This is a genomic window from Glutamicibacter protophormiae, from assembly GCF_014647495.1.
GTDB classification, from domain to species: Bacteria; Actinomycetota; Actinomycetes; order Actinomycetales; family Micrococcaceae; genus Glutamicibacter; species Glutamicibacter protophormiae.
This window is the reverse complement of the sequence record NZ_BMPH01000001.1, coordinates 55,210-67,311: the sequence shown is the minus strand read 5'-3', so window position 1 is coordinate 67,311 and position 12,102 is coordinate 55,210. Positions and strand designations below refer to the sequence as shown.

The following is a 12,102-nucleotide window of genomic DNA, read 5'->3' as shown; positions in this document are numbered from 1 at the left end:
TTACGGCACATCAAACTAAGGAATACGCAATGCGCAAAAAATTCGCTCTTGCACTGACCGGTGTCGCAGCAATCTTCGCACTCTCCGCCTGCGGCGGCAGCGATGCACCTGCCGCCGATGCCTCGGCCCAGCCGCTGGATCCGGCAAATCCGGTGGTCCTCAAGGTCGGCGCCAGCCCGGTTCCGCAGGCCCAGATCCTGACCTACATCGACGAGAACCTCGCCAAGGACGCAGGCATCGACCTGGACGTCGTGGAAATCGACGACTACGTCACCCCGAACACCTCCCTGGCCGACAAGTCGCTGGACGCCAACTACTTCCAGACCGAGAAGTACCTGGCTACCGAAGTTGCCGAGAAGGGCTACAAGTTCGCCCACGGCGCCGGCATCCATGTCGAGCCGATGACCGTCTTCTCGAAGAAGTTCGACAAGGCCGCAGACGTCACCGACGGCGCCACCGTGGTGCTGAACAACGACCCGGTCAACCAGCTGCGCGGCATGCGCGTGCTGGAATCCGCAGGCCTGCTGGCCGGTCTGGAAGACACCGACTCGGTGCTCACCGTTCAGGACGACAAGGCCAAGAACCCCAAGGGCCTGGAACTCAAGGATGTCAATGCCGAGCAGGTCCCGCAGTACTACACCAAGGACAATTCGATCGACCTTGCCGTCATCAACGGCAACTTCATCGTCCAGGCCAAGCTGAACAAGGACGAGATCCTGGCTCAGGAATCCGGCGAGAACAACCCGAACGCCAACTTCCTGACCTGGCGTGAGGGCGAAGAGACCCCGGCCATCGCGAAGCTCGAAGAGCTGCTGCACTCGGACGAGGTCCGCACCTACATCAAGGACACCTGGACCGACGGAAGCGTCATTCCGGCCTTCTAGCCACCACGGCACCGCATGACCTGCACGGCCGCTCATCCTCAGTGACTCGCTTCATTGAATCGGATGGGCGGCCGTGCTTTTTGCGTCCGGTGGTCCCCAGTCCGCCAGGCAAGCCCCCGCGCAGCCGGCGACGGCACCGCGGCCGTGCTCCCCCGGGCATCTCAGTGCCCCGGCCATGTTCCAGCCATCTAACGGCACAGGTCCTCAGGCGGGCGTCTGGCGGATGCCCGCGCACGAACGCAAAACACCGATGCATTCCGCCTCGTCTGGATCACAGGCAAGGGGGAATGCATCGGTGTTTTCAGAAGCCCGGCGGTCGGGCCATTGCAGCGGCAGGGCCTGCGGGTTATGCGGCTACCGGGCTGATGCCGCCGAGCTGTCTTCGAGTTCTGCGCCGTCCTCGGCGGCGTCGTCATCATTCAGCCGTGAATGGCGACGGCCGTAGGCGAAGTAGATGAGTACGCCGGCTGCGAGCCATACAACGAAGTAGAGCCAGGTTTCGATGGCCAGGTTGAGCATCAGGTAGGTGCACAGCAGGGCCGAGACGATCGGGATCACCGGGCCGAAGGGAACGCGGAACGCGGGCTTCAGGTCCGGACGCTTGCGACGCAGCACCAGGATACCCAGGCTGACCATCACGAAGGCGGACAGCGTACCGATGTTGATCATCTCTTCGAGCACATCTACGCGAGTGAACCCGGCGGCCAACGCCACCAGGGTCCCGCAGATGACCGTGATGCGCACCGGAGTGCCGCGCTTGGCGCTGACCTTGGACAGCGAATGCGGCAGCAGCCCGTCGCGGCTGATGGCAAGCACGACACGCGTCAAGCCCATCAGCAGCACCATCACCACGGTAGTCAACCCGATGAGCGAGCCGACGGCGATGATGGAGGCCGCGCCTTCGTTGCCTACCGCGGCGAAGGCGGTGGCCAGCGTCGGATTCTCCACGGCTGCCAGATCCTTGTAGGAAACCATGCCGGTCAGCGCGAAGGACACGCCAATGTAGAGCAGCGTGGTGAGCGCCAGTCCTGCGAAGATGCCGCGGGGCAGCGTCCTGCTGGAGTTCTTGACTTCTTCGGCGCTGGTGGCCACCACGTCGAAGCCGACGAAGGCGAAGAACACCAAGGCGGCGCCCGCCAGCACTCCCGCCATGCCGTACTGGGCCGGTGCGGCTCCCGTGGCAAAGGAGAAGAGCGACTGCTGGAGCACGTCGGCAGTGCCGTTCCCGGCGGACGGAACCGCCTCGGGGACGAACGGGGTCAAGTTCTCCGCGTTGAAGTAGAACAGCCCGGCGACAACCACGAAGAGCACCACCGCGATCTTGATGATGGTGAACACGTTCCCGACAGTTGCCGACAACTTGGTCCCCAAGACGAGCAGCACCGTGAACAGCGCAACAATCAGCAACGGCCCCCAGCTCATGGTCACGGGACCCAGGCCAACGGTCGGAGAGAGATGGATCCCGGCAAACTGGAATACTTCGGTGAGGTAGATACCCCAATATTTGGCGATTACCGCTGCCGCGGTGAACAGTTCGAGGATCAGGTTCCATCCAATGATCCAGGCGATGAACTCGCCCATGGTGGCGTAGGAAAAGACATACGCTGAACCCGCCACGGGGATCGCGGTCGCGAACTCGGCATAACACATGATCGCCATCGCACAGGTCAGTGCGGCGATGACGAAGGACACCGTGACGGCGGGGCCGGCGAAATTGGCGGCCGCCCGCGCGCCCACGGAGAAGATGCCCGCACCCACCGACACCGCGACACCCATGATCATCAGATCCCAGGTGTTCAGGGTCCTTTTGAGCTGACGTCCGGGCCCTGCGGCGTCCGCCAGGAAACTCTCAACTGGCTTGGTACGAAATAGGCTCACTTTGATCCCTTTGGGAGATGAAATGCGAAAAACTTACCGCACAAGCCTAGCCGTACAACATGGGAGCGGTTTTCCGCATTTTCCCAGATCAGGAGGCAGCAGGGCACTGGTTTCGGCAGATTGGAGGGATACCGGCCACCGAATATTGTTCAACAATAATCCGGTTGACGTGGGTTGATGCCACGACCCGAACCGCCCGGAGAAGGCAACGCCGGAAGGCGGAGCTCCACGAAGCCCCAGCGACTTGGAGCATCGTCCTGTGACTCATGACTCGTGGAGCGGTAGCGCGCAGTGCCATTAAACGCAGGAGGCTCCCCGCCCATCCGCGCGACACGTGGTGTGTCGGGCGGATGGGCGGGGAGCCGGTGATGCCCGTGGCCGGGCCGGAACCTAGGCCGTGGCGGCCGCCGCGGCCTTGGCCGCAGCCGGCAGGGCGGAGATGATCCGGTCAAGCGCCGCGTCGTCGTGGGCGGCCGAAACGAACCATGCCTCGAACACGCTTGGCGGCAGGTAGACGCCGGAGTCCAGCATGGAGTGGAAGAACGGCGCGTAGCGGAATGCTTCCTGCTTCTGGGCGTCGGCGTAGTTGTGCACGCCGTTGGCGGAGGTGCCGAAGGCCACGGAGAACAGGGTGCCGGCACGCTGGATCGAGTGGTCCAGGCCCTCGGCGTTGAAAGCCGAGGTGATGGCATCCTGCAGGGCCGCTGACTGCTTGGCCAGGAAGGAGTAGACCTCGTCGGTGGCATTCTCCAGCTGGGCGATGCCGGCGGCCATGGCCACCGGGTTGCCCGACAGGGTTCCGGCCTGGTAGACCGGGCCCAGCGGTGCCAGGTAGTCCATGACCTCGGCGCGGCCGCCCAGGGCGGCGGTCGGCAGGCCGCCGCCGATGACCTTGCCGAAGGTGTACAGGTCGGCGTTCCAACCCTCCACCCGCCCGGTCAGGCCCCAATAGCCGGCATCCGAGGCGCGGAAGCCGGTGAGCACCTCGTCCAGGATCAGCAGGGCGCCGTGCTGGGCGGTGGTGTCCTTGAGGAACTTGTTGAAGCCCTCCTCCGGGGTCACCACACCCATGTTGCACGGTGCGGATTCGGTGATCACCGCGGCGATGTTGCTTCCGTGCTCGGCGAAGGCCGCTTGAACGGCGGCGCGGTCGTTGTACGGCAGCACCAGGGTTTCAGCGGCGGTGGCGGCGGTGACGCCGGCGGAGCCCGGCAGGGCCAGGGTGGCGACGCCCGAACCGGCATCGGCCAGCAGGCCGTCCAGGTGGCCGTGGTAGCAGCCGGAGAACTTGATGATCAGTTCGCGGCCGGTGAAGCCGCGGGCCAGGCGCACGGCGGTCATGGTGGCCTCGGTGCCGGTGGAGACCATGCGCAGGCGCTCCACCCCGCCCATGCGGTTCTTGATCAGCTGGCCGAGCTTCGCCTCGTCCGGGGTGGAAGCGCCGAAGGACAGCCCGCGGTCCACTGCTGCATGCACGGCGGCCTGGATGGCGGGGTGCGAGTGGCCCAGCAGCGCAGGACCCCACGAGCAGACCAGGTCCACATATTCCTTGCCGTCCGCGTCGGTCAGGTACGCGCCCTTGGCGCCGACCATGAACGGCGGGATGCCGCCGACCGAGCCGAAGGCGCGCACCGGGGAGTTCACGCCGCCGGGCATGACCTCTCGGGCCTCGGCAAAGAGCTTTTCAGAGTTCGACATGCGTATTACTTGCCTTCCTTGAGCCAGCCGGCAACTTCGGCTGCGTAGTATGTGAGGATCTGTTCGGCGCCTGCCCGCTTGATGGACAGCAGGGATTCGAGCACCGAGGCCCTGCGGTCGATCCAGCCGTTGGCGCTGGCGGCCTCGATCATCGAGTACTCGCCGGAAATCTGGTAGGCGGAGACCGGCACCGGGGAAATCTCCGCCACGTCGCGCACGATGTCCAGGTAGCTCATGGCCGGCTTGACCATGATCATGTCGGCGCCCTCGGCGATGTCCAGCTCGGCTTCCAGGATGGCTTCGCGGCGGTTGGCGGCGTCCATCTGGTAGGTGCGGCGGTCGCCCTTGAGCTGGGAATCCACGGCTTCGCGGAACGGTCCGTAGAAGGCGCTGGCGTACTTGGCGCTGTAGGCGAGGATTGCGGTGTCCAGGTGGCCTTCGGCGTCCAGCGCCTCGCGGATCACGCCGACCTGGCCGTCCATCATGCCCGACGGGCCGAGCATGTGCGCCCCGGCCTGGGCCTGGGCCACGGCCATCTGGCCGTAGATCGCCAAGGTGGCGTCGTTGTCCACGGCGCCGTCGGCATCCAGCACGCCGCAGTGGCCGTGCGAGGTGAACTCGTCCAGGCACACGTCGGACATGACCACCAGGTCATCACCCACCTCGGCGCGCACCGCGGCGATGCCGCGGTTCAGGATGCCCTGCGGGTCGATGCCCGCCGAGCCGTTCTCATCGCGTTCGGCCGGGATGCCGAAGAGCATGATGCCGCCCAGGCCCAGCGTGACCGCCTGCGCTGCGGCGGCCTTCAGGCTGTCCATGGTGTGCTGGTAGACGCCGGGCATCGAGGTGATCTCGTTGGGCTCGGCCAGGCCCTCGCGCACGAATGCCGGCAGGATCAGCTGGCGTGCGGACAGTTCGTTTTGCGCCACCAGCGCTCGGACGGCCGGATTCTGCCGCAGGCGGCGTGGTCGATGCTGAGGGAAACCCATGGCTTCGTATCTCCAGTTCTAGTCTTGCTTCTTCGAAAGTCTTGGTGCGGCCGTGCGCTGCGCGGCCTGGCCGATGCCCAGCATGCCGCGTGCGGCCTGCGCCAGTCCTGCCGGCCCGGGGTCCTGCGCGGTGCCGTGCACCGGGAGTCCCGCGGCTTCCAGCGCGCGGGCGGTGGGCTGGCCGATGGCCAGCGTGTGAACGCGCTCGGGCAGCCGGCCGCCGGCCAGCTGCACGAAGCGCCGCACGATGCTCGGGGCGCTGAACACCACCAGGTCCAGTTCTTCCAGTTTCGCACCGATCTGCGCCGGATCAAGGCGTGTGACGTGTTCCGGCGCAGCTGGCCCGGGCACGGGGCGGCCCGGGGTGCCGGCGTCCACGGTGCGGTAGGCGATGACCTCGTCCACCTGCACCGGCAGGCCGGCCAGGAAATCGCCCAGCGTGCCGCTGGCCAGGTCCCCGTGCGGGTAGCAGATGCGCGCCCCGGTCGGTGGGGCCCACTGCGCGGCCATGCCCGCGGCGGACTGCACCTCGGGCTGGAAATCGGTCTCCAGGCCCAGCAGCTCGCGGGCCGATTGGGCGGTTTTGGCGCCGACGACCGCGAGCTCCAGGGACTGCGGCAGCGGCCGGCCGTCCAGCAGCTCGTGCAGCACCGCCACGGTGGTGGCGCTGGTGAGCACCAGCCAGTCGTAGGATCCGGCCCGCAGCGCCGCCGCCATGGACGACAGCGCCGCGGTGTCCTGCGGCCAGATGGCGTCGATCAGCCGGGCGCACCAGGAGGTGATGCCTAGCTTCTCGAATTCCTGCACGGTGGCCGCGGCGCGGGCCGCATCGCGCAGGATCAGTGCCTGGTATGCCATGGGCCTGCTAGGCCAGCCCGGCGACGACCGCCGCGCCGTCGGCCAGCATGCCGTTGGCCAGCTCGCGGCCCAGCGCCTGCGCCGCGGCCACATCGGCCAGCGGGGCGGCCGCGCTGCGGCGCATGACCTCGGAGCCGTCGGGGTTGCAGGCCACGGCGTCCAGCACCAGTTTGTTCTCCTGGACGCGGGCCAGCGCGCCGATCGGCGCGGCGCAGCCTGCCTCCAGGGCGTTGAGCAGCGCGCGTTCGGCTTCCACCTGCAGGCGGGTGTGCAGGTCGTCGAAACGGGCCAGCGCCTGGTCGAGTTCCGCATGGTCGGTGCCGGCCGTGCGGGTCTCCAGCGCCAGCGCGCCCTGGCCGGGAGCCGGGAGCATGATCGACGGGTCCAGGTACTGGGTGATGTGCTTCTCCAGGCCCAGCCGGCGCATGCCGGCCGCGGCCAGGATCACCGCATCCAAGTCGCCCTGGGTGGCCCGTCCCACGCTGCCGTCGTCCAGGGTGTCCCCCATGCCCTTGACCCGGCCCAGCCGGGTGGGCACGTTGCCGCGGATGTCCACGATCACAAGGTCCTGGCGGTAGGCGCGCAGCTGGGCTGCACGGCGCGGGGAACCCGTGCCGATCTTCGCGCCTTCCGGCAGCTCGTCCAGGGTCATCCCGTCGCGGCCGCACAGCGCGTCGCGCACGTCCTCGCGCGGCGGGATGGCGGCGAGCACCAGGCCCCCGGGCTGCACGGTGGGCAGGTCCTTGAGCGAGTGCACGGCCAGGTCGCAGCCGCCGTCCAGCAGGTGCTGGCGCAGCGCGGCGGCGAACACGCCGGTGCCGCCCAGGTTGGCCAGCGACCCGGTCACCACGTCGCCCTCGGTCTTCACCAGCACGGTCTCCGCCGCCAGGCCGGACAGCTGGGCCAGATGCTCGGCCGCCCACCCGGTCTGGGTGGTGGCCAGGGCGCTGCCGCGGGTTCCTACGCGAAAGGACTGGCTCATGGCTGCGGTACTCCTACCTCTGAATCCACCGCGCCGATGGTCGGGCGCAGGGTGCCGTCCAGGGCCGCCTTGACGCAGCAGCCGGGGCGGCAGACGTCGAACCAGGGGCCCAGCGCGGTCTCGGTCGCCCGGCCCTCGCGCAGGGCCTTGCCGTCGGGACCGGCCAGGCGTTCCTCGACCAGGTCCACCAGGCCGGAGACGAACGCGCGGTGCGTGCCCGGGGTGGGAACGCGGGCGAAGGCCAGGCCCAGCCGCGCGCAGGTGTCCTTGGCCTCTGTGTCCAGGTCCCAGAGCACCTCCATGTGGTCGGAGATGAAGCCGATCGGCACCACCACCACGCCCGCCACGCCGGCTGCGGCGTCCTCTTCCAGCGCGTCGTTGATATCCGGTTCAAGCCACGGGGTGTGCGGGGATCCGGAGCGGGACTGGTAGACCAGGGAATGCTCCAGGCCGGCGGCCTGCGGCACGTTGGCCAGGATGTGCTCGGCCACGGCGCGGTGCTGGGCGGTGTACAGGTTCTCGTCCAGCGTGCTGCGGATGTCTTCGGGACCTGCGGCGTTCGCATCGCTCAGGGGGATCGAGTGCGTGACGAACACGATCTTGATCTTCCCCTCCGGTTTCCCGGCGGCGGCCAGCTGCTCGCGCACCGAGGCCAGAGAGCCGGGAAGCTCCTGGATGAATGGCTGCACAAAGGCCGGGGTGTCGAAGAACTGGCGCAGCTTGTCGACCTCCACCACGCCTTCCAGGCCGGTGGCGCGCAGGCCCAGGCCAAGGTCCTCGCGGTACTGGCGGCAGGCCGAGTAGCCCGAGTAGGCGCCGGTGCCCATGAGCAGCACGGTGCGGTGCCCGTCCGCGGCGATCTGCTTCAGCGTATCGTTCACGAACGGGTGCCAGTTGCGGTTGCCCCAGTAGATCGGCACGCTGATGCCGCGCGCGGCGAACTCGGCTTCCAGCGCGGCCTTCAGCGCGCGGTTCTGCGCGTTGATCGGCGAGACGCCGCCGTTGGTGCGGTAGTGCACCGCGACCTCTTCCAGGCGCTCGTCCGGGATGCCGCGGCCTCCGGTGACGTTGCGCAGGAACGGGATGACGTCATCCTGCCCCTCGGGGCCGCCGAAGGAGGCGAGCAGGATCGCATCGTAGGCTTTCGGAATCATGCGCCCGTTCTCGTCGTAGCCGGTGCGCGGATCGAAGGACTGGCTCACAGAAGCACCTCAAGCGCCTCGGCGGCGCTGATGCGGCGGCCGGTGTAGAACGGGGTTTCCTCGCGCACGTGGTGGCGGGCCTCGGTGTAGCGCAGGTGGCGCATCATGTCGACCAGGTCGATCATGTCATCGGCTTCCAGGCAGATCTGCCACTCGTAGTCGCTGAAGGAGAAGGCGGCCACGGTGTTGGCCAGCACCTCGGGGAACTCGCGGCCCAGGACGCCGTGGTCGCGCAGCATCTTTCCGCGTTCAGCCGGATCCATGGTGTACCAGTCGGTGGAACGCACGAACGGGTAGACCGTCATCCAGCCCTTGGCGTCCACGCCGCGGGCGAAGGCCGGCGAGTGGTCCTTGGCGAACTCGGCCTCGCGGTGCACACCCATGGTGGAGTAGACGATCTGCGTGCCGGCCAGCAGCGCGGAGCGGCGGATCTTGCGCATGGAGGCCTGCAGCAGTTCAGCGGCCGGGCCGTGGATCCAGATCATGATGTCGGCGTCCTCGCGCATCGCCGACACGTCGTAGATGCCGCGCACGACGGCGCCCTCGGCGGCCAGCTGTTCAATCAGCGCCTCGAACTCGGCGGCCGCGGCGTCGGTGCGCTGGACGGCGTCCGAGCGCTTGAAGATGGTCCACAGGGTGTAGAAGAAGGTCGGGTTCTCGCCGGCGTTTTCGCGTTCGCGGATGACTGGCGAATTATGCTCCGGTGCGTTGCTCACTGGTGTTTCTCCTTGGATCTGCTGATCTGGGTTGGATCTGCCGTTCTGGCTTGGGTCTGTTGGTGTCGGCGGGGGCGCCTAGCGGGCGCTGATGGCCACCGCGCGGCGGGCCTGGGCGATGACGCGGGCCAGGCCGGTGCCGGCCAGCCACGCGCCCACCACGTCCACGCCGTCCAGCTCCGCCAGGGCCTGCTGGACCTTGGCGCGGCGCTGCGCGGCGGCGCCGCCCTGCAGCGGCACCATGTCGTTGAAGCGGGAGACCGCGCTGCCGAGCACGTCTTCCTGCTGCAATTGAACACCGAGAATCTTTGAGGCGTCTTTGACCGCCTGCTGGAGGAGCCGCTCGTCATCGCCGGATTCGACGATCGGTTCGTGCTCCCCGATGCGGCCGAAGGACAGCCGCACCACGTGGGTGCCCGGCCCTGCCTGCTCGGCCAGCCACGGCCACTTGGCGGTGGCATGGGTCAGCGCCTTGGCCACCAGCGGGGCGCCGCGCGAGACCAGCACGCCTGATCCGCGCGGGGATTCGTCCAGCTCCGGCTTGTCCACCACGAGGGTGACCAGCGCGATGGCGTTGGCCTCGGAGTGGCCCGCGATCTGCGCGTCGGCCGGCAGCAGCGGGTTGAGCAGGCCCAGGGCCGGTTCGGCCGGGGTCGCGATGACCACGCGGTCGGCCTTCAGCTCCTGGCCCAGGGTGTGCACGGTGTAGGGCTGCGCGGCTTGCGGCTGGCGGCTGACCGCGGTGACCGGTGAATTGCGCACCAGCGACACCCCGGAGGCCTGCAGCTGGCTGGTCAGCGCCTGGACCATGGTGAACATGCCGCCGTCCAGCCCCGCCACCCGGGATCCGGCCGGGGCGGCGGACTGCAGCTGGGTCACGGCGCGGGCCAGCGAGCCGGTGGACTGCAGCGCGGCGCGCAGGCCCGGTGCGGCCGCGTCGATGTCGATCTGCGCCGGGTCGGTGGAGTACACGCCGTTGACCACGGGGGCCACCAGCTCGTCGAGCACGCCCTGGCCCATGCGCGAGCGCACCACCTCAGCCAGCGACAGCGGCTCGGTGGCCCACTTCTTGCTCATCGGGGTGATCAAATCCGCCGCGGCGCGCACGGTGGCGGCGCGGCCGATGATGTGGCGCACCTCGTCGGTGCGCACGTGGCCGGGGATGCCCATCAGCGAGGTCGCGGGCAGCGGGTTGGCCAGGATCTTCTCCCCATCGCCCTGGATCAGCCAGGCGCTGGCCCCGGAGGTGGCGGCGATGGAGCCGGAGAGGTCCAGCTCGTCGAGGTAGGAGCCGACGATTTCGCCGCGCACGGCGAAGGATTCGGCCCCCGCGTCCAGCTGCAGCCCGGCGACCTCGGCGCGGCGCACGCACCCGCCGAAGCTGTCCGCGGCTTCCAGCACCGTGACGCGGTGCCCGGTCTGGCGCAGGTCGCGCGCGGCCACCAGGCCGGCGACCCCGCCGCCGATCACTACAGCATGCGGGGCCGGGTCGGGCGCATCCTTGGCGGCGCGCTTGTGGGCTGGGGCATCGGTGGCGCTGCGCACCTTTTCCAGCAGGCGCAGCGCGTGGGCGGCGGCGTCGGAGGCGATGACTCGTCGCGCCTTGGGAGCGGGAGTCCGGGTCGAGGCTTCCGCCGCGTTCTCGCTGCGCTGGTCCTTGCTCACGTACCGATGCACCTTCTGCCTTTGAATCGTTTGCTGCGGTGCGCACGCCCGGGGTCGGCCCCCGAGGCGTCCGCCACCGCGATGACGCCTGTATAACCTAGCTTAGTCCTGCCGGGCTACAGGGAGTGGATGAGCTCCACCACTCGGGTGAGCACGGTCGGATCCGTGGTCGGCGGAACGCCGTGCCCCAGGTTCACCACGTGCCCGCGCGCGGCCTTGCCGCTGGCGACGACCTCGCGCACATGCGCTTCGAGGACCTCCCACGGGGCGGAAAGCAGTGCCGGGTCGATGTTGCCCTGCACCGAGACGCCCTGGCCCAGGCGCTCGATCGCGGTGCCCAGCGGGATGCGGTAGTCCACGCCCACGGTGTCCACGTTCACGTCGCGCATGGCGGTGAGCAGCTCTCCGGTGCCGGTGCCGAAGTGGATCAGCGGCACACCCAGGTCGCGCACGAAGTCCAGCGAGCGGGCGGAGTACGGGGCGGCGAACTTCTGGTAGTCCGGCAGCGACAGCGAGCCGGCCCAGGAATCGAACAGCTGGGCGGCGGAGGCCCCGGCCTCCACCTGGGCGCGCAGGAACTTGCCCGAGGCGTCGGCGGCCCACTGCATCAGCGCGTCCCAGACCTCCGGCTCGGCGTGCATCATGGTGCGCGGGCCCAGGTGGTCGCGGCTCGGCTTGCCCTCGACCATGTAGGCTGCCACGGTGAACGGGGCGCCGGCGAAGCCGATCAGCGGGGTGCTGCCCAGTTCGGCGACGGTCAGGGCCACTGCCTGGCGGATGGGCTCCAGGGCTTCGTCGGTCAGCTCTGGCAGGGCCGCGACCTGCTCGGCGGTGCGGATCGGGGTGTCCAGCACCGGGCCGACGCCCGGGACGATGTCCACGCCGATGCCGGCCAGGCGCAGCGGGATGACGATGTCGGAGAAGAAGATGCCCGCGTCCACCTTGTGTCGGCGTACCGGTTGGAGAGTTATCTCACTTGCCATGGCCGGGTCGAGGCACGAGTCAAGCATGCTCACGCCTTCGCGCAGCTTCAGGTACTCGGGCAGCGAGCGCCCCGCCTGGCGCATGAACCACACCGGATGGTGCGACGGCTCGCGACCGGTCAGGGCCTGAATCAATGCGGAATCTTGGGTACGTCCATCGATCATCGGATGGTTCTGCGACAGAGTCATGATTCAATTCTGCCAACTCTTGCCTTTAAAGCCCATTTGGAGGGACACATGCTCACTC

Annotated in this window: 10 protein-coding genes; 1 reads left to right on the top strand and 9 read right to left on the bottom strand. The window is 68.4% G+C overall.

Annotated elements, in window-relative coordinates; translation table 11 throughout:
• Positions 1 to 29: 29 nt before the first annotated feature.
• Positions 30 to 884, top strand: coding sequence for a MetQ/NlpA family ABC transporter substrate-binding protein (locus tag IEY43_RS00355; RefSeq protein ID WP_188946607.1), 855 nt, complete (start codon positions 30 to 32; stop codon positions 882 to 884).
• Positions 885 to 1,238: 354 nt separating this feature from the next.
• Here the strand turns inward: IEY43_RS00355 and IEY43_RS00350 are convergent, their stop codons facing one another.
• From IEY43_RS00350 to hemE, 9 genes are all read right to left on the bottom strand, one after another.
• Positions 1,239 to 2,762, bottom strand: coding sequence for an amino acid permease (locus tag IEY43_RS00350; protein ID WP_188946606.1), 1,524 nt, complete (start codon positions 2,760 to 2,762; stop codon positions 1,239 to 1,241).
• Positions 2,763 to 3,152: 390 nt separating this feature from the next.
• Complete coding sequence (gene hemL / locus IEY43_RS00345; RefSeq protein WP_188946605.1) at positions 3,153 to 4,460, bottom strand: glutamate-1-semialdehyde 2,1-aminomutase; 1,308 nt, start codon at positions 4,458 to 4,460, stop codon at positions 3,153 to 3,155.
• A 5-nt stretch (positions 4,461 to 4,465) separates the two neighbouring features.
• A complete protein-coding gene (gene hemB / locus IEY43_RS00340) occupies positions 4,466 to 5,449 on the bottom strand; it encodes a porphobilinogen synthase (RefSeq protein ID WP_188946604.1) in 984 nt (327 codons plus the stop codon).
• Positions 5,450 to 5,467: 18 nt separating this feature from the next.
• Complete coding sequence (locus tag IEY43_RS00335; RefSeq protein WP_188946603.1) at positions 5,468 to 6,307, bottom strand: uroporphyrinogen-III synthase; 840 nt, start codon at positions 6,305 to 6,307, stop codon at positions 5,468 to 5,470.
• A 7-nt stretch (positions 6,308 to 6,314) separates the two neighbouring features.
• Positions 6,315 to 7,289, bottom strand: coding sequence for a hydroxymethylbilane synthase (gene hemC / locus IEY43_RS00330; RefSeq protein WP_188946602.1), 975 nt, complete (start codon positions 7,287 to 7,289; stop codon positions 6,315 to 6,317).
• A complete protein-coding gene (locus IEY43_RS00325; protein WP_229777202.1) occupies positions 7,286 to 8,491 on the bottom strand; it encodes a ferrochelatase in 1,206 nt (401 codons plus the stop codon). Before IEY43_RS00325 ends, hemC begins: the two co-directional genes overlap by 4 nt.
• Positions 8,488 to 9,174, bottom strand: a complete 687-nt coding sequence (gene hemQ / locus IEY43_RS00320; RefSeq protein ID WP_188946962.1) for a hydrogen peroxide-dependent heme synthase — start codon at positions 9,172 to 9,174, stop codon at positions 8,488 to 8,490. Before hemQ ends, IEY43_RS00325 begins: the two co-directional genes overlap by 4 nt.
• Positions 9,175 to 9,285: 111 nt before the next feature.
• The gene (hemG, locus tag IEY43_RS00315) at positions 9,286 to 10,872 is read right to left on the bottom strand and encodes a protoporphyrinogen oxidase (protein ID WP_229777201.1); all 1,587 of its coding nucleotides are present in this window, start codon (positions 10,870 to 10,872) and stop codon (positions 9,286 to 9,288) included.
• A 116-nt stretch (positions 10,873 to 10,988) separates the two neighbouring features.
• The gene (gene hemE, locus IEY43_RS00310) at positions 10,989 to 12,044 is read right to left on the bottom strand and encodes a uroporphyrinogen decarboxylase (RefSeq protein WP_188946601.1); all 1,056 of its coding nucleotides are present in this window, start codon (positions 12,042 to 12,044) and stop codon (positions 10,989 to 10,991) included.
• Positions 12,045 to 12,102: the final 58 nt, after the last annotated feature.